This window comes from Geodermatophilus sp. SYSU D00698 (assembly GCF_054050335.1).
In genome coordinates this window covers 90938-108346 of the sequence record NZ_JBJGZD010000010.1, presented here as the reverse complement: position 1 = coordinate 108346, position 17409 = coordinate 90938, and the positions used below count along the sequence as shown (strand labels likewise).

Sequence of the window (17409 nt, the reverse complement as noted above, 5' to 3'; positions counted from 1 at the left end):
CGCTATGTCCACGACCCTCAGCGCTCGGCGGTGTGGTGGATCGGCCCCGCGGTGCCGCTCAGCCGCTCGCCCGTGCCGCCCCAGCGCCCGGCGATGATCTCCGCGGCGATCGAGACGGCGGTCTCCTCGGGCGTGCGCGCCCCCAGGTCTAGGCCGATCGGCGAGGACAGCCGGGCCAGCTCGGCCTCGGACAGCCCCGCCTCGCGCAGCCGCTCGAGCCGCTCGTCGTGCGTGCGCCGCGAGCCCATCGCGCCGACGTAGGCCACCGGCAGCCGCAGCGCCACCTCCAGCAGCGGGACGTCGAACTTCGGGTCGTGGGTGAGCACGCACAGCACGGTGCGCTCGTCGATGCGCCCGGCGTCGACCTCGGCCTGCAGGTAGCGGTGCGGCCACTCGACGACGACCTCGTGCGCGTCGGGGAAGCGGCGGGCGGTGGCGAACACCGGCCGGGCGTCGCACACGGTCACCCGGTAGCCGAGGAACGCCCCGACGCGGGCGACGGCGGCCGCGAAGTCGATCGCGCCGAACACGACCATCCGCGCCGGCGGGGCGAAGGAGGAGACGAACAGCGTCAGCTCGTCGCCGCGCCGCTCGCCGTCGTGGCCGTAGGTCAGCGTGCCGGTGCGGCCGGCGGCGAGCATGCCGCGGGCGTCGTCGGCGACGGCGTCGTCGAGGCGCTGCAGGCCGAGCGTGCCGGAGGACCGGTCCGGCCAGAGCACCAGCCGCCGGCCGATGCGGTCCTCGGGCCCGCGCACGCAGGTGACGACGGCGACCGGCTCGTGCCGGCCCACCGACTCGGCGATCTCCCCCAGCTCGGGGAACGACTCGCGCGAGACCGGCTCGACGAACACGTCGAGGATCCCGCCGCAGGTCAGCCCGACGGCGAACGCGTCGTCGTCGCTGACGCCGTAGCGCTCCAGCGTCGGGACGCCGGACTCGACGACGTCCCGCGCCTCCTCGTACACCGCCCCCTCGACGCAGCCGCCGGACACGCTGCCGACCGCCGTCCCGTCGGGACCGACCAGCATGGCCGCCCCGGCCGGCCGCGGCGCGGACCGCCAGGTGGCGACCACCGTCCCCATCCCGACCGTCTCGCCGGCCTGCCACCAGCCGACCAGGTCGTCCAGCACCTCACGCACGCGAGATCACCCCTGAAAGCTCCTCGAAGGCGGCCAGGCTGTGGCCGGACACGAACGCGTCGACCGACGGCAGCGCCGCCTGCATCCCACCGGTCAGCGGCTCGTAGCCGGCCCGGCCCTTGTGCGGGTTCACCCAGACGACGGCGTGCGCGAGCCGGCGCAGCCGCGCCATCTGCTCGCGCAGCAGGTCGGGGCTGCCCCGCTCCCACCCGTCGCTGCACACCACGACGACGGCGCCGCGGGCGGTCCCGCGCTGCCCCCACCGGTCCAGGAACGCCTTGAGCACCTCGCCCAGCCGCGTGCCGCCGGACCAGTCGGGGATCGCGCCGCCGCTGGCCGCCAGCGCCCGGTCGGGGTCGCGCAGCCGCATCTCGCGGGTCACCCGGGTCAGCCGGGTGCCGATGGTGAACACCTCGGTCGAGGCCGGCCGGGCGCGCACCGCGGCGTGGGCGAAGCGCAGCAGCGCGTCGGCGTAGGGGCTCATCGAGCCGGAGACGTCGACCAGCAGCACCACCCGCCGCGGCCGCGGCCGGGCCCGCCGGTGCAGCAGCCGGGTGACCTCGCCGCCGTCGCGCAGCGCCCGCCGCACCGTGCGCGCCGGGTGCACCGCGCCGTGCGGGGCAGGCCGGCGGCGGCGGGCCGGGCGCATGGGCGCCGCAGGGCGGACCAGCGCGAACAGCCGCCGCAGGTGCTCGCGCTCGGCCGGCGTCAGGTCGGCGACGTCGCGGTGCCGCAGCACCTCCTCGGCCGAGGCGGCGACGGCGAGGTCCGAGGGCGCCTCGCCCTCCTCACCGGGACCGCCGCCCTGCTCCAGGGGCGCGGTGGCGGCGGTCCTGGGCGGCGCGCTCGTCGCCGGCGTCGACCGGCGGGGGACCTCGCCGCCGAAGTACGCGGCGAAGGCGGCGTCGTAGCGGTCGAGGTCGTCCGGACCCGAGCACAGCGTCAGCCGCCCGGCCCAGTAGACGGCGGTGGCGTCGAGGACGTCGAGCACCGCCACCGCCGACAGCATCGCCTCGACCCGGTCCGGGGAGGCGGCCACCCCGGCGGCGCGCAGCGTCCGGGCGAACCCCAGGACGGTGGCCACGACATGGTGACGTGCTGGGACGGCCCCGTCCGGAGGCTCGCGCCGAGCGTGCGAGGCGTGAGGGGGACGGGGTCCTTCACCCGCCACCGAACAGCGCTCCGCGGGCCAGCGCGTGCACCCGGTCGGTGTCCTCGCGGTACTTGAGCACCGCGCCGAGGGTGCGGGCGGCGAGGTCGGGATCCAGGTCGCGGGCGCCGAGGGCGTGCAGCGCGGTGGCCCAGTCCATCGCCTCGGCGACGCCCGGCGGCTTGAGCAGGTCCAGCGTCCGCAGCTTCCCGGTCGCCCGGGCCACCTCGCGGGCCAGCTGCTCGGTGACCTCGGGCAGCCGGGCGCGCAGGATGGCGACCTCGCGGTCGAAGTCGGGGTGCTGCAGCCAGTGGTAGAGGCAGCGGCGCTTGAGCGCGTCGTGCACCTCGCGGGTGCGGTTGGAGGTCAGCACCACCAGCGGCGGCACCTCGGCGCGCACGGTGCCGAGCTCCGGGATGGAGATGGTGAAGTCCGACAGCACCTCGAGCAGGAAGGCCTCGAACTCGTCGTCGGCGCGGTCGACCTCGTCGACCAGCAGCACGCTCGGGGCGTCCTCCAGCGCCTGCAGCAGGGGGCGGGCGAGCAGGAACCGGCGGTCGTAGAGCGAGGCCTCGAGCGCCTCGGTGTCGCCGGTGGCGTGCGCGGCCTCGGCGGCGCGCAGGTGCAGCAGCTGGCGGCCGAAGTCCCAGTCGTAGAGCGCCTGGCTGGCCTCCAGGCCCTCGTAGCACTGCAGGCGGTACAGCGGGCGGCCGGTGACCTCGGCCAGCGCCCGGGCCAGGGCGGTCTTGCCGACGCCGGCCTCGCCCTCGAGGAACAGGGGGCGGCGCATGACCAGCGCCAGGTAGGCGGCGGTGGCCAGGCCCTCGTCGGGGAGGTAGCCGGTCGAGCGGAGCGCCGCGGCCAGCTCCCCGGGTCCGCCGGGCAGGGCGTCGGTCCCGGGGAGCTCGGTCGTGGTCTCGGTCACGCCGCCGAGCATCCCACCTGCGCAGGCGGGCGACACGCCGCGGCCCCGGTGCCCGCAACCGTTGCAGACGCCACGGTGGCCGGCCGGGAGTCGTCGTCTCCGGCCGGCCACCGCCGTCTGGTGCGCCCGGTCAGGACCGGGCCGTGGTGCTGTTACCGGTTCAGCGACCGATCTTGCCGTCGTTGTCGCGGTCCAGGGCGTCCTTGGCCTTCTGCACGAGGCTGCGGTCGTCCCCGGTGGTGCCGGTGGTCGTCCCGGTCGTGGTGCCGGCGACGCCCGTGGTGCCGCCGTCGACCTCGATCTCCTCGCGGCGCACCTGGTCGGAGACGGTCTCCTGCTCGGTCACCGTCTGGGTGTCGAGGCGGACGCGCTCGACCGGCGTGGCCTCCTTGGACACGACGGGGCGCTCGGCGTGCAGGACGACCTCGTGCTCCTCCTCGGAGATGGCCGGCCCGTCCATCGCGTTGCCGATGTTGGCGTCGGTGATGGGCTCGCGCTCGACCCGCACCTCCTCGTGGGAGACGGGGACGGTCTGGCTCACGTTCTCCGTGACGACGTACTTCCGCAGCCGCGCCCGGCCGGCCTCGACCCGCTGGGTGCCCACCTCGAGGTGCTCCTCGGAGCGGGTCATGGCGTTGTCGGTCGTCGGGCCGGAGACGTCGTGACCCACGGTGCCGCGGGTCTCGAGGTCGTCGCGGACGCCGTCGCGGTCACGGTCCGTCGCCATCCCGACGGTGCCGGTGCCGGCCGTCGTCAGGTCCTGCTGCGACCGGTCCTGGTCCAGCGAGTAGGTGCCGGCGGTGCCGACGTCCGTCGTGGTCTGCGAGGTGGTCTGCGAGGTGGTCTGCGCCGTGGTCTGCGTGCCCGAGCCGAAGCCGAGGCCGTAGTACCGGTACAGCTCCTGCTCCTCCTGCGGGGACAGGTGCCCGTCGGTGTCGATCTTCGGGGCGTCCTTGACCTGGGCCTTGCTGACGCGTACGCGCAGGCCGTCGTTGGTCAGGTCGGCGTCCCGCAGCGGGACGAAGGACTCCTTGGTGCCGAACAGCCCGGTGCGCACCGTGGCCCACTCCGGCTGACCGGTCTCGTCGTCGAGGTAGACCTCGGAGGCCGAGCCGATCTTCTCGCCGGCCTCGTCGTAGACGTCCTGTCCGATCACGCGGCTGATGGTGTCGGTGCTGATCATCGTCGCTCTCGCTCCCATCTGAGCTGTGGTGTGACGGTCGGGTAGATGGGTGACCGGGCTCGGCGCGGCGAAACGACGGAGATCGAGTTCGACGCTTCGGTGGCTGAGCGTGCACCGCGCCGCCCCGAGCGGGCCCGGCGGCGGGACGGCCGTTTCCGCTGGTCACCGCGGTGTTCCGGCGAGCTGGCGCGTCGTCGACCGATCGCGACGTCCCGTGACGTTCCGCGATCGGCACGTCCTCGGGCGTGTCGCGGCCTTCCTCACACACGGCCCGCTCGGCGCGTCTGCGGGCCTCATCCGCGGTCATCGGCTCTCCTGGGACCGTGCCGCCGCGTTCCCCCTACGACAACCTGGTGCACCCCCGCACGGTCAAGAAGCCGCCGCCACAGGTGGCCGCCGAACGCGACCTCGTCGTCGAGGACCCCAGCTCGGGGTTCGTCGGCGCCGTCGTGCGCTGCGAGAAGGACGTCGTCCACCTCGAGGACCGGTTCGGGAAGGTCCGCGCCTACCCGCTCGGCCCCGGCTTCTGGGTCGACGGCCGTCCGGTGGTGCTCGTGCGCCCGACCCCGAGGGGCCCGGCGACGCCTGCCCGCAGCGCCTCGGGTTCGACCTACGTGGCCGGTGCGCGCGCCCGCGTCGCCCGCGAGGGCCGCATCTACGTCGAGGGCAAGCACGACGCCGAGCTGGTCGAGAAGGTCTGGGGCCACGACCTGCGCATCGAGGGCGTCGTCGTGGAGCCGCTGCACGGCGTCGACGACCTGCCCGGCATCGTCCGCGACTTCCGCCCCGGGCAGGGCCGGCGGCTCGGGGTGCTGGTCGACCACCTGGTGCGCGGGTCGAAGGAGTCGCGGATCGCCGAGCAGGTGACCGGGCAGCACGCGCTCGTCGTCGGGCACCCGTTCGTCGACGTCTGGCAGGCGGTCAAGCCCTCCGTGGTCGGCATCCGCGCCTGGCCGGAGGTCCCGAGGGGCGAGGACTGGAAGACCGGCGTCTGCCGCCGCCTGGGCTGGGAGGACGACACCGGCTACGTGTGGGCCCAGCGCATCCTGGCCCGCGTGCGGACCTGGACCGACCTCGAGCCCGCGCTCATCGGCCGTGTCGAGGAGCTCATCGACTTCGTCACGACGGACTGAGGAAGGACCCTCCTGCCCCCCACCGCTCGCAGGCTCGCGGCGGGCCCCTGCAGGAGGGCCGCGAGCGGTGGGGGCAGGCGAGGGATCAGCCGGGCACGTAGTCGAACGTGTCCGGGTCGGGGCCGGTGCGCTCGCCGCGGTCGAGGCCGGTGACGGTGGCCATCTGGCCCTCGTCGAGCTCGAAGTCGAACAGCGCGAAGTTCTCCTCGACCCGCGCGCGGGTCACCGACTTCGGGAAGACGACGTCGCCGCGCTGCACGTGCCACCGCAGCACGACCTGGGCGGGCGTGCGGTCCAGCTTCTCCGCGATCGCGACGATCGCCGGGTCGTCGAGGACCTTGCCCTGCGCGATCGGCGACCAGGCCTCGGTGACGATCTCGTGCTCGGCGTCGAAGGCGCGCACCTCGTCGTTGGTGAGGTAGGGGTGCACCTCGATCTGGTTGACCGCCGGGCGCACCTCGGTCTCGCCGAACAGCCGGCGCAGGTGGTGCGGGTTGAAGTTGGAGACGCCGACCGCGCGGCACTTCCCCCCGGCGTAGATCTCCTCCATGGCCTTCCACGTCTCGACGTAGTCGACGTCGATGGTCGGCAGCGGCCAGTGGATCAGGAACAGGTCCAGGTAGTCGAATCCGAGGTCGTCGAGCGTCTGGTCGAAGGCCTTCAGGGCGTCCCCGCGGCGGTGGAAGCCGTTATTGAGCTTGCTGGTGACGAAGACCTCGGACCGGTCGATGCCCGACTCGCGGACGGCCTGGCCGACCTCCTTCTCGTTGCCGTACATCTCGGCGGTGTCGATGTGCCGGTAGCCGACCTCGAGTGCGGTGCGGACCGCCTCGACGGTCCGGTCCGGCGGGACCTGGTAGACGCCGAACCCCAACTGGGGGATCTCGACGCCGTTGTTGAGTCGGATCGCGGGCACGGTGGCCACGGGGGCTCCTCTCGCTGATGACGGTTGCGGCGCCGCGCGCTCGCGTGGGCACGGAACACCGGCCCCCCGCCTACCCGGCAGCCCGGCGCTCAACCCGTGTCAGAAGTAGTCGAGCAGGCCGACCGGCGGCCCGGAGGCGAGCAGGTCCAGCGCGGACGGGTCGTCCGGGCCGGTCACGAGCCCGGCCAGCGCCGCGGCCCGGCCGCTGGTGACGCCGCAGTACAGCTGGGCGAACCCGCGCACCGCCAGGACGAGCCCCGGCTCGCGGTCCGCGCGGCGCAGCTCCCCGGCGCCGTCGGCGACCTGGAGCTCCCAGGGACCGTCGTTGCCGGGCACGAGGGGGTCGAGCAGCGTGAACGCCACCCGTCCGCGGACGTGCCCGGGCCAGCCGCGGTCGGCGACCGCGCGGACCACGTCGACCGGTCGGTGCATGAACGCCACCCCGGGACCGGCCGGCGAGCGCTCCAGCGGCAGCGCTCCGGCGATCGCGTCGCCGGCGAGCAGGGGCAGGCGGACGGTGCGGGTCACGGTCCGCCACCCGGCCAGCACCCCGACCAGCGCCCGCGCGGCCTCGGCGGTGACCGCCACCGCGTCGTGGACGGTGAGCAGCGCCTCGGGGCCGTAGCCGCGCCCGCGCCCGTACGCGAGGGCCCCGGTCGGGACGCCGTCCTGCTCGACCACCGTGAGCCCGTCCACCCCGTCGGGCCAGGGGCCCTCGCGCGGCAGGTCGAAGACGCCCCCGCGCCGGGTGAGCAGCCCGGTGCGCGGGCGGGCGAGGGTCTCGTACAGCGCGTCGACGACGGGCAGGTCGGCCGGCCCGCCGGGCCGCACCTGCACGCCCGGCACGGGCGCGGACGGCAGCGAGGCGGTGTCCAGGTCCACCCGCTGCAGGGCGCCCACGACCTCCCACCCGAGGTTCCGGTACACCGCCGACACGGTCGGGAACAGCGCGCTGACCCCGGCACCGCGCTCGTGACCGCGGGCGAGCAGGTCGGTGAGCAGCGCGCGGGCCACCCCCGCGCCCCGGTACTCGGGCAGGACGGCGACGCCGCCGACGTCCACGGTGGCCACCTCCCGGCCGCCCCACCACTGCCGGTGACCGGTGTCGGTGGCCTTGCCGACCAGCCGGCCGCGGGCGTCGAACGCGCCCAGCCGCACCAGCCCCTCGACCGGCCGCAGCGCCCACTCCGGCGCCGCGGCCGGCCCGCCGAAGGCCAGGCGGCCCAGCTCCCAGGCGGCGGGGAGCTCGTCGTCGGCCAGCGGCCGCACGGTGACGCTCACGCCGCCACCGGCTCGAGCGCCGGGCGGCGCAGCAGCGGCGCGCCGAGCAGCGCGAGCCCGGCCGCGCCGGCCGCGGCCAGCGCGGGGACGGCGAACGCCGCCCGGGCGCCCCACGCGTCCACCGCCGCGCCGGCCAGCGCCGACCCGGCGGTGACGCCCAGCGTCAGGCCGGTGTTGGTCCAGGCCAGCGCCTCGGTGAGGGCCGCCCGCGGCACGCGCGACTCGGCCAGCGACGTCCCGGACACCAGCACCGGCGCGACGGCGAGCCCGGCGAGGAACCCGGCGCCGACCAGCAGCGGCAGCGAGGTCACCGCCCACAGCCCCTGCGCGGCCAGCCCGAAGAAGACCGCCGTCGCGAGGAACCGGGTGGCCAGCGTGCCGCGCAGCCGCGCCACGCCGTAGGCGAGCCCGGCGACCAGGCTGCCGCCGGCGTAGAGCGCGAGCGCCAGCCCGGCCAGCGCGGGCGCGCCCTGCTCCTCCGCGAAGCCCACGACCACGACGTCCATCGCGCCGAACACGGTGCCCACGCCCAGGTAGGTCGCGCAGACCAGCAGCACCGCCGAGTTGAGCGCGGCCGGCCGGCGGTGTCCGCCGCCGGCGGAGGTGGGCACCGCCACGGGCTCGGTGGCCCGCTGCCGGGCCAGCCACAGCCCGCCGACGGTGCCCAGCACGATGCCGGTGGTGAAGCCGGCGGCCGGGGCGACCATCGTGCCGAGCACGGTCACCAGCGGCGGGCCGACGACGAAGACGACCTCGTCGACGACGGACTCGAAGGCGAACGCGGTCTGCCGGCGCTCGGCGTCCTCCAGCGCGGCCGCCCACCGGGCGCGGACCAGCGCGCCGATGTTGGGCAGGCTCGCCCCGGTCAGGCCGGCGAGGGCGAACCACGCCCAGCGCGGCCCGTCGGCGACGACGACGCCGACGAACGCCAGCCCGGTGACGAGGTAGGCGGCCATCGCCGCCTGCAGGACCCGCCCCTGGCCACGCCGGTCCATGGCGCGGGCCCACTGCGGGCCACCGACCGAGGCCGCGAGGGCGAGGGTGCCGGAGACGGCACCGGCCAGGCCGTAGCTGCCGGACTCGCCCTCGACCAGCAGCACCGCGCCGAGGCCGAGCATCGGCAGCGGGAGCCGGGCGACCCACCCGGCGAGGGAGAACCAGACGGCTCCGGGGACGGCGAACAGGCGGCCGTAGGGGCCGAACAGCGTGCGGGGTGACACCGGCTCTTCTCGCGCTTCCTGGCCACAGGCGAGTGCGGGACTGCCCGCCGGACTCTCGGGTGGCGCCCCGACCGTAACAACGGGCCACGACGGCGTCGTCCCGTTTTGCCCGCGGTCCTGCGTGTCACCGGCGGCGGTACATGAAAGTTCATGCACCCTGGGCGGCGCCCGACACACCGACCAGAGGATCCCCGTGGCCACGACCCGCCCGCTGCGTCTCCGCCTCCTGATCGTCCCGCTCCTCGCGCTCGCCGCCCTGCTCGCGCCCGGCACCGCCGCGGCCTCAGGGGGCGACGACGGCGGCTCCGTCGAGGGGGCGGTCACCGGCGACTTCGCCGTCACCGTCAACGGCCGCACGTCGAACCCGGCGGCGGGCCGCGAGACCCGCCTGCGGGACGTGACCCCGACCGGCCCGGTCGCCGTCCGCGGCCGGCACGTCACCTTCACGATCGACCCCGCGACGCTCGGTGTGTACGACTACACGCTCACCGGCGCACCCGACCCGCAGCGCATGGTCACCGCGCCGACCGTCGTCTTCGCCTCCAAGGTCCCGGCGCTCACCGCCGCCCAGCTGCGGGGCGTGCGGATCACCGAGCTGCGGCTGCGCGACGACGTCCTGGTCGCCGAGTTCGCCACCGCGGCGGGCAAGCTCAAGGTGCAGGCGAAGGACGCCCCGCAGGGCGGCATCTTCCAGATGGAGCAGGAGTTCGGCACCGCCGTCGAGTACGTGCACACCCTCGGCGCCGGCCTCTACTACTTCGTCAACGAGTACACGGGGAAGGTCAACTTCGGCGACGGCGTCGCCGGCGACGCGACCCACCAGATGCTGCTCGGCAAGGACAGCCCGCAGGTGGCCACGCGGCTGGAGCAGACCGCGACGACGTCGCGCTGGTCGGTCGCCTCGGGCGGCCGGATGGGAGGCGTGCTCGGTGAGGACGCGGTCGAGCTGTCGGCCGGCGCCACCAGCTGCACCTCCGACTGCCAGGCCCGCAACCGCATCCAGGGCTCGGTCCCCGTGCCGCCGGACCCGACCGACCCCACCCCGATCGGCTGACCGCCGCCGGCGTTGCAGCGCCGGCGCAACCCCCGCATCCGCGGGCGCGGCCCGTACCCCCGGGTCGCGTCCGCGGATGCGGCGCGTTCCGGAGGCCTTCCCGCGGGACGGGGGACGCCGTCCGCGTTCCGCACTACATTCGCGACCGTGAGCGCCACCCCGCTGCCCGACCCCTGGACCCGTCCCGCCGACGGCGTCCCGGGCAGTGGCGTCCCGGGGAGTGGCGGGCTCGTCGACCGGCACGGCCGGGTCGCCACCGACCTGCGGGTCTCGCTCACCGACCGCTGCAACCTGCGCTGCTCCTACTGCATGCCGCCCGAGGGGCTGCAGTGGCTGCCCAAGGTCGAGCAGCTCACCGACGACGAGGTCGTCCGGCTGGTCCGCATCGGCGTCGAGCAGCTCGGCGTCCGCGAGGTCCGCTTCACCGGCGGCGAGCCGCTGCTGCGCCCGGGCCTGGTCGGCATCGTCGAGGCGACGACGGCGCTGCGCCCGCGGCCGGAGGTCAGCCTCACCACCAACGCCATCGGGCTGGCCCGCGTCGCCCCGGCACTCGCCGCGGCGGGGCTGGACCGGATCAACGTCAGCCTCGACACCCTCGACCGCGAGCGGTTCAAGGCCCTCACCCACCGCGACCGGCTCGACGACGTCCTGGCCGGGCTGCAGGCCGCCCAGGACGCCGGGCTCACGCCGGTGAAGGTCAACGCGGTCCTGCTGCGCGGCATGAACGAGGCCGACGCCGTCCCGCTGCTCGACTTCTGCCTCGAGCGGGGCTACCAGCTGCGGTTCATCGAGCAGATGCCGCTCGACGCGCACCACGCCTGGACCCGCGGCGAGATGGTCACCGCCGAGGACATCCTGGAGCGGCTCTCGACCGCACACGACCTCACGCCCGACACCGAGGAGCGCGGCTCGGCGCCCGCCGAGCGGTGGCTGGTCGACGGAGGCCCGGCCACCGTCGGCGTGATCGCCTCGGTCACCCGATCGTTCTGCGGCACGTGCGACCGCACCCGGCTCACCGCCGACGGCCAGGTCCGCAACTGCCTGTTCGCCCGCGAGGAGTCCGACCTGCGGACGGCGATGCGCGAGGGCGCCACCGACGCCGAGCTCGCCGACCGCTGGCGGATCGCCACCCTGGCCAAGCTGCCCGGCCACGGCATCGACGACCCGAGCTTCCTGCAGCCGTCCCGGCCGATGTCGGCCATCGGCGGCTGAGATGGTGACCGTCCGCTACTTCGCCGGCGCCCGCGCCGCGGCCGGCGTGGACACCGAGACCTGCGAGGCCGGCACGCTGCAGGAGCTGGTCGGCCGGATCGTGGACGCCCACGGCGAGCGCCTCGAACGGGTGCTCACCGCCTGCTCGTTCCTGGTCGACGGAACGCAGACCCGCGACCGCGCGTTGGAGCTGTCGCCCGGGGCGGTCGTGGACGTGCTGCCCCCCTTCGCCGGAGGATGACCGCCCCCTCGTGAGCCAGCCTCACCATACGAGCCGTCCCCTGCCCTCCCCCGCCACCGAGGTCGCTCCGTGATCGAGTGGCTGCTGGTCCTCGTCGGCGTCCTGCTGGTCCTCGCCTGCGCCGGCTTCGTGGCCTTCGAGTTCGCCCTAGTGACCGTCGACCGGGCCACCGTCGAGCGCGAGACCGAGGCCGGTGTCCGCGGGTCGGCCGGCGTCCTCGCCGCGCTGCGGACGCTGTCGACCCAGCTCTCCGGCGCCCAGCTCGGCATCACCGTCACCAACCTCGCCATCGGCTTCGTCGCCGAGCCCTCCATCGCCGCGCTGCTGCGCGGGCCGCTGGAGTCGGCCGGCCTGTCCGGCGCCGCGGCCCGGTCGGTGTCGATCACCCTCGCCCTGGTCCTGGCCACCGTGCTGACCATGGTGTTCGGCGAGCTGGTGCCCAAGAACGTGGCGATCAGCCAGCCACTGCGCACCGCCCGCGCCGTCGCCGGCTTCCAGCGCGGCTTCACGAAGGCGACGTCGCTGGTCATCCGGTTCCTCAACGGCTGGGCCAACGCGATGCTGCGCCGGCTGTTCGGCGTGGAGCCACAGGAGGAGCTGGCCTCGGCCCGCTCGCCGGAGGAGCTGACCTCGCTGGTCCGCCGCTCGGGCCGGCAGGGCACCCTGCCCGCCGAGACCGCGGTGATGCTCGAGCGCGGGCTGGCCTTCGGCGAGCTGCGCGCCAGCGACGCGGCCACCCCGCGCACCCGCATGACCACCGTCCCCGCCGACGCCCCCGTGGCCGAGGTGCTCACCGCCGCGCGCGACTCGGGGCACTCCCGGTTCCCGGTGGTCGCCGACGGCGGCGTCGACGACGTCGTCGGGATGGTCCACGTGAAACACGCCCTCGCCGTCGCCCGCGACCGGAGGGCCGACACCCCGGTCTCGGCGGTCATGCTGCCGCCGCTGTTCGTCCCCACCTCCCGGCGGCTGGACGACCTGCTCGGCGACCTGCGCCGCGGCGGGCTGCAGATGGCCGTCGTCGTCGACGAGTACGGCGGCACCGACGGCGTGGTGACCGTCGAGGACCTCGTGGAGGAGATCGTCGGCGACCTCACCGACGAGCACGACCAGGAGACCGGCGACGACGTCGTCGACCGCGGCGACGGCACCTGGTCGGTGTCCGGGCTGCTGCGGCCCGACGAGGTGGCCGCCGCGACCGGCCTGGCCGTGCCCGCCGACCGGCACTGGGAGACCCTCGGCGGCCTGGTGCTGCACGTGCTCGGCCGGATCCCCGAGGTCGGGGACCGGATCGAGGCGCGGCCCGCCCTGCCGCCGGAGCTGGCCGCCGAGGCCGAGGGGCTCCCGGCCGGCGTGTGGGTGCAGGTCGAGCGGGTCGACGGCACCCGCGTCGAGCGGGCCGTCGTCGGCGGCCTGCCGGCCACCACCGGCGACGGCGAGGAGGACGACCGTGGGTGACTGGGTCGGCGTGCTGGTCGCCGTCGTGCTGCTGCTCGCCAACGCGTTCTTCGTCGGCGCGGAGTTCGCGCTCATCTCCGCGCGCCGCTCCTCGATCGAGCCGCTGGCCGAGGCCGGCTCCCGCCGCGCCCGCACCACGCTGGCCGCGATGGAGCGCGTGTCGCTGATGATGGCCGGCGCGCAGCTGGGCATCACCGTCTGCTCGCTGGGGCTGGGCGCCATCGGCGAGCCCGCGGTGGCGCACCTGCTGGAGCCGGTGTTCGAGGCGCTGTCGGTGCCCGAGGCGCTGGTGCACCCGATCTCGTTCGTGATCGCGTTGACCGTCGTCGTCGCGCTGCACGTGGTGATCGGCGAGATGGTGCCGAAGAACCTGGCGCTGGCCGGCCCCGACCGGGCCGCGCTGGTCCTCGCCCCGCTGCTGTCCGGCGTGGTCACGGTGCTCAAGCCGGTGATCGTCTCGCTCAACGCGCTGGCCAACGGGGTGCTGCGGCTGCTGCGCGTGCAGCCCAAGGACGAGGTGACCAGCGCCTTCACCCGCGACGAGGTCGCCGGCCTGATCGACGAGTCCCGCGCCGGCGGGCTGCTCGACGAGCGCGGCCACGAGCTGCTCACCGGCGCGCTGCAGCTGGAGGAGCGCGACACCCGCTCGGTGCTCATCCCGCGGGCCGCGCTGACCGTCGTCGCGCCGGACGACGACGTCGCCGCCGTGGAGCGCGCCGCGGCCGCCACCGGCTTCTCCCGCTTCCCGGTGGCCGTCGGCGACCGGCTGCTCGGCTACGTCCACGTCAAGGACGTGCTGGCCGCCGACGGCGCGCCGGAGCCGCGGGTCCGGGACATCACCCGGCCGCTGCCCCGGGTGGCCGCCGAGGACGACCTGCGCCGCACGCTGGGCGTCATGCAGGCCGGCCGCGCCCAGTTCGCCGCGGTCACCGAGGGCGGCCGCGTCGTGGGCGTCGTCGCGCTCGAGGACATCCTGGAGGAGCTCGTCGGCGAGATCCGGGATGCTGCACACCGGGACTCCGCACACCGGAACGCCGAGAGGACGGGAGCGCGATGAGCTTCATCGAGAAGGCGAAGGCCAAGGCCGAGGAGCTGCTCGGGCGGGCCGAGGAGGTCTACGGCCAGTCGCACGGCGACGCCGCCGCGCAGGTGGCCGGCGAGGCCCACCGGCTGGAGGGCGAGGCGGAGCTGGAGGAGGAGCGCGCCGAGGAGGCCGCGCACAGGCGCACCCGCCCGACCGACGAGGGCGGCTCCACCGCCGGCTGAGCGGAGCACCGTCCGGCGCCCCGTCCGCCGGCCCGTGCGTCTTGACCGGTGTCCGGCCCCGGGCGAAGCATGGCGGCCAGCGGGGGCGGACCCGGATGGGGGCTACCCATGACGACGACACGGCTGCGCCCCGAGCTGGACGACCTCCGTGCCCGCGTGTCGGGCACCGTGGTCGGGGAGCACGACCCCGGCTACGACGAGGCCCGCGCGGTGTGGAACGGCATGATCGACCGTCGTCCCTGGGCCGTGGTGCGGGCCGCCGGCGTGGAGGACGTCGCGCCCACCATCGGCTACGCCCGGGAGCACGCCCTCGACCTGGCCGTGCGCGGAGGGGGGCACAACGTCGCCGGCACCAGCAGCGTCGACGGCGGGGTCGTGCTCGACCTCGGCGGCCTGCACGCCGTGTCGGTCGACCCGGCGGCGGGGACCGTGCGCGTCGAGGCGGGCGCCACGCTGGCCCACGTCGACGCGGCCACGGAGCCGCACGGGCTCGTCGTGCCGGTCGGCGTCGTGTCCGGTACCGGCATCGCGGGGCTCACCCTCGGCGGAGGGGTGGGCTGGCTGACCCGGCCGTACGGGCTGGCCGCCGACAACCTGGTGTCCGTCGAGCTGGTCACCGCCGACGGGCAGCGGATCACGGCCGGCGACACCGAGCACCCCGACCTCTTCTGGGCGCTCCACGGCGGTGGCGGCAACTTCGGCGTGGTCACCTCCTTCACCTTCCGGGCCCGGCCGCTCGGACCGCGGGTGTTCGCCGGCAACTTCCTCTACCGGCAGGACCGCTGGCCCCGGGCGTGGGCCGCGGTGGAGAGGTGGACGCGCGACCTGCCGGACGAGATGACGACGATCTCGACGTCGTTGACCCCGCCGCCCGTCGCGGGACTGGGCGACGAGCCGCTCCTGCTGGTCGGGTTCGCGTGGGCCTCGGCCGACCACGCGGCCGGGGAGGCCCACGCCGAGCGGCTGCGCGCGCTCGCCCCGCCGGACGAGGAGGAGCTCGGCGCGGTGCGGTGGGTCGAGTGGCAGTCCGCGTTCGACGCCCTGTTCCCCGACGGCGTCCGGGCCTACTGGCGCAACACCTCGTTCGACCGGCTCGACGGCGCGGTGGCCGACGTGCTGGTCCGCCGCGCGTCGGAGCAGACCTGGACCGGCACCGCCTTCGACGTCCACCACCTCGGCGGTGCGTTCGGACGCGTGCCCGAGGAGGCGACGCCGTTCCCCAACCGGGCCGCCCGGTTCTGGCTCAACGTCTACGGGTTCTGGAGCGACCCGGCCGACGACGACGCCCGGACCGCGTTCGTCCGGGGCCTGGCCACGGACATGGAGCCGTTCGCCACCGGGGGCCAGTACGTCAACTTCCAGGGCGCCGAGCCGGCGGGGCACCGCGGGTTCGACCCGCGCAGGGTCTTCGGTGCGACCAAGTACCGGCGACTCGTCGACGTGAAGCGGCGCTACGACCCCGGGAACCTCTTCCACGTCAACCACAACATCCCGCCGGGCTGAGCCCCGGCCCGGGCACTCGGCCGTCCGGCACGGCGCCGTCCGGCAGCGGGGTGGCGGGGGTCCTCAGCTCCCGAGCCGCAGGGCGACCAGGGCGACGTCGTCCTCGGGCCGGCCGTGCACGAGCCGCTCGATCACCTCGTCGCACAGCTCGTCGAGCGGCCGCCCGGCGAGCTCGGTGACGGCCCCGGACAGCCGGGCCAGCCCGGCGTCGAGGTCGAGGCCGCGCCGCTCGACCAGCCCGTCGGTGAACAGCAGCACCGTGGAGCCGGGCTCGAGGACCACGGCGCTCTCGCCGCGGGCGCCGGCCGGGTCGACGCCGAGCAGCAGGTCGCCGGGGGGTGGGGGCAGCTCGACCGGCCGGCCCGACGGGTCGAGCACCAGCGGCGGCAGGTGGCCGGCGCTGGACCAGCACATCCGCGTCGCCGCGCCCTCCCCCGGCAGCCGCTCGAAACGGGCGACGGCGGCGGTGGCGTAGGTGTCCACGCCGAGGGTGGCCATCGCCTCGTCCAGCCCGCGCAGCACCTCGGCGGGGCCGGCGTCGCTGTAGGCGGCGATGCCGCGCAGCAGCGAGCGCAGCTGCCCCATCGCGGCCGCCGCGGCGGTGTCGTGCCCGACGACGTCGCCGATGACCAGCGTCGTCGCCCCGCCGGGCTGGACGAAGGCGTCGTACCAGTCGCCGCCGACCCGCGCCGCCTCCGCCGCCGGGGTGTACCGCACCTCGACCGCCCCGAGCCCGGACCCGCGCGGGTCGGTGAGCAGGCTGCGCTGCAGCGCCTCGGCGAGCTGGTGCTGGCGGGCGAACAGCCGGACGTTGTCCAGCGCCAGGCCCACCCGGCCCGCGACCTCGCGGGCGGTGAGCGGGTCCACCCGGGCGGCGCTGCGGCTCTCGGCGGCGAGGAAGGTCAGCGCGCCGATCACCCGGTCCCGGCCGGGCAGCGGGACGGCGAGCACGGCGGGCGCGCCCAGCCCGCGGTAGAGCCGGGCGGCCTCGTCGTCCTCGATCGCGGCGAGCACCGCGGCGCCGTCGGCGGCCACCGTCTCCCCCGCCAGCGCGCGGACCACCGGGGCGGCGGCGGGCATCCCGGGCAGCCGGACGGCGGCGTAGCGGGCCAGCAGCTCACGGCGGGCGGGGTCGCCGTGCCAGGACCCGAGGTCGCGGGGGCGGCCGTCGTCGTCGAGGACGGTGAGCAGGCAGGCCTCGCCCAGCTCCGGCACGACCAGCCGCGGGATCCGGCGGACCGCCTCGGCGAGCTCCAGCGTGCCGGTCAGCTCGGAGCCGACGCGGGCCAGCAGCGCGAGCCGGTCCTGCGCGGTCCGGCGGGCGGTGACCTCGGAGAAGTACAGCGCCAGGCCGGTCGGCAGCGGGACCGCGCGCACCTCGAACCAGCCGTCGAGCGGCTCGGGGTGGTAGGCCTCGACGCTCCGCGGGGTGCCGGTGGCCATCGCCTCGCGGTAGACCCGGCCGAACTCGTCGTCCCGGTGGGCGGGGAAGGACGCCCAGAAGCAGCTGCCCACGAGCTGGTCCCGCGTCCGGCCGACCACGGCCTCGCCGTGGACGTTGACGTAGGTGACCCGCCAGTCGGCGTCGACGGCGATGTACCCCAGGGGCATCGCCTCGAGGACGGGGTCGCGCTCCGGCGCGGGCACGGGCACCTCGCTGTCGTCCGGCCGCTGTGCGCGGGCACACCGGGGCAAGCCCCACCCCACCCTTGGAGTGGG

The 17409-nt window shown here is 75.8% G+C and carries 16 protein-coding genes; 8 read left to right on the top strand and 8 right to left on the bottom strand.

Going from position 1 to position 17409, the window contains the following annotated elements; translation table 11 throughout:
* Window positions 1-17: 17 nt before the first annotated feature.
* The 4 genes from ACI8AB_RS11555 to ACI8AB_RS11540 all read right to left on the bottom strand — a co-directional run bounded on the left by ACI8AB_RS11555 (window position 18) and on the right by ACI8AB_RS11540 (window position 4397).
* Window positions 18-1139, bottom strand: a complete 1122-nt coding sequence (locus ACI8AB_RS11555; RefSeq protein WP_387991691.1) for an XdhC family protein — start codon at window positions 1137-1139, stop codon at window positions 18-20.
* On the bottom strand, window positions 1132-2223 hold the full coding sequence (locus tag ACI8AB_RS11550) for a vWA domain-containing protein (RefSeq protein ID WP_387991694.1): 1092 nt from the start codon (window positions 2221-2223) through the stop codon (window positions 1132-1134). Before ACI8AB_RS11550 ends, ACI8AB_RS11555 begins: the two co-directional genes overlap by 8 nt.
* A 76-nt stretch (window positions 2224-2299) precedes the next feature.
* Window positions 2300-3214, bottom strand: a complete 915-nt coding sequence (locus ACI8AB_RS11545) for an AAA family ATPase (RefSeq protein WP_456950248.1) — start codon at window positions 3212-3214, stop codon at window positions 2300-2302.
* Window positions 3215-3374: 160 nt separating this feature from the next.
* The gene (locus ACI8AB_RS11540) at window positions 3375-4397 is read right to left on the bottom strand and encodes a PRC and DUF2382 domain-containing protein (RefSeq protein ID WP_456950247.1); all 1023 of its coding nucleotides are present in this window, start codon (window positions 4395-4397) and stop codon (window positions 3375-3377) included.
* Window positions 4398-4720: 323 nt separating this feature from the next.
* On the opposite strand from ACI8AB_RS11540, the gene ACI8AB_RS11535 reads away from it, so the two are divergent.
* On the top strand, window positions 4721-5530 hold the full coding sequence (locus ACI8AB_RS11535) for a DUF3097 domain-containing protein (RefSeq protein WP_456950246.1): 810 nt from the start codon (window positions 4721-4723) through the stop codon (window positions 5528-5530).
* Window positions 5531-5615: 85 nt separating this feature from the next.
* Here the strand turns inward: ACI8AB_RS11535 and ACI8AB_RS11530 are convergent, their stop codons facing one another.
* From ACI8AB_RS11530 to ACI8AB_RS11520, 3 genes are all read right to left on the bottom strand, one after another.
* Complete coding sequence (locus ACI8AB_RS11530) at window positions 5616-6455, bottom strand: aldo/keto reductase (RefSeq protein WP_387991706.1); 840 nt, start codon at window positions 6453-6455, stop codon at window positions 5616-5618.
* Between the two features lie 99 nt (window positions 6456-6554).
* Window positions 6555-7736: a GNAT family N-acetyltransferase gene (locus ACI8AB_RS11525; RefSeq protein WP_456950245.1), complete on the bottom strand. Its 1182-nt coding sequence runs from the start codon at window positions 7734-7736 to the stop codon at window positions 6555-6557.
* Window positions 7733-8956, bottom strand: a complete 1224-nt coding sequence (locus ACI8AB_RS11520) for an MFS transporter (RefSeq protein WP_456950244.1) — start codon at window positions 8954-8956, stop codon at window positions 7733-7735. The genes ACI8AB_RS11525 and ACI8AB_RS11520 overlap by 4 nt, the downstream gene beginning before the upstream one ends.
* Window positions 8957-9149: 193 nt before the next feature.
* On the opposite strand from ACI8AB_RS11520, the gene ACI8AB_RS11515 reads away from it, so the two are divergent.
* The 7 genes from ACI8AB_RS11515 (at window position 9150) to ACI8AB_RS11485 (ending at window position 15690) form a co-directional block, all read left to right on the top strand.
* Window positions 9150-10010 carry a hypothetical protein gene (locus ACI8AB_RS11515; RefSeq protein ID WP_456950243.1) on the top strand — a complete coding sequence of 287 codons (861 nt, stop codon included), beginning with the start codon at window positions 9150-9152 and terminating at the stop codon, window positions 10008-10010.
* A 147-nt stretch (window positions 10011-10157) separates the two neighbouring features.
* Window positions 10158-11222 (top strand): GTP 3',8-cyclase MoaA, encoded by a 1065-nt coding sequence (moaA, locus tag ACI8AB_RS11510; protein ID WP_456950242.1) that lies wholly within the window; start codon window positions 10158-10160, stop codon window positions 11220-11222.
* Window position 11223: 1 nt separating this feature from the next.
* A complete protein-coding gene (locus ACI8AB_RS11505; protein ID WP_387991718.1) occupies window positions 11224-11463 on the top strand; it encodes a MoaD/ThiS family protein in 240 nt (79 codons plus the stop codon).
* Between the two features lie 69 nt (window positions 11464-11532).
* Complete coding sequence (locus ACI8AB_RS11500; RefSeq protein WP_456950241.1) at window positions 11533-12921, top strand: hemolysin family protein; 1389 nt, start codon at window positions 11533-11535, stop codon at window positions 12919-12921.
* Complete coding sequence (locus ACI8AB_RS11495) at window positions 12914-13978, top strand: hemolysin family protein (RefSeq protein WP_456950240.1); 1065 nt, start codon at window positions 12914-12916, stop codon at window positions 13976-13978. Before ACI8AB_RS11500 ends, ACI8AB_RS11495 begins: the two co-directional genes overlap by 8 nt.
* Window positions 13975-14187, top strand: a complete 213-nt coding sequence (locus ACI8AB_RS11490; RefSeq protein WP_387991726.1) for a hypothetical protein — start codon at window positions 13975-13977, stop codon at window positions 14185-14187. The genes ACI8AB_RS11495 and ACI8AB_RS11490 overlap by 4 nt, the downstream gene beginning before the upstream one ends.
* A gap of 108 nt (window positions 14188-14295) precedes the next feature.
* Window positions 14296-15690 carry an FAD-binding oxidoreductase gene (locus ACI8AB_RS11485; RefSeq protein WP_456950239.1) on the top strand — a complete coding sequence of 465 codons (1395 nt, stop codon included), beginning with the start codon at window positions 14296-14298 and terminating at the stop codon, window positions 15688-15690.
* 63 nt (window positions 15691-15753) lie between these two features.
* Here the strand turns inward: ACI8AB_RS11485 and ACI8AB_RS11480 are convergent, their stop codons facing one another.
* Entirely contained in the window at window positions 15754-17337 is a 1584-nt protein-coding gene (locus ACI8AB_RS11480; RefSeq protein WP_456950238.1) for a SpoIIE family protein phosphatase, read from the bottom strand.
* Window positions 17338-17409: the final 72 nt, after the last annotated feature.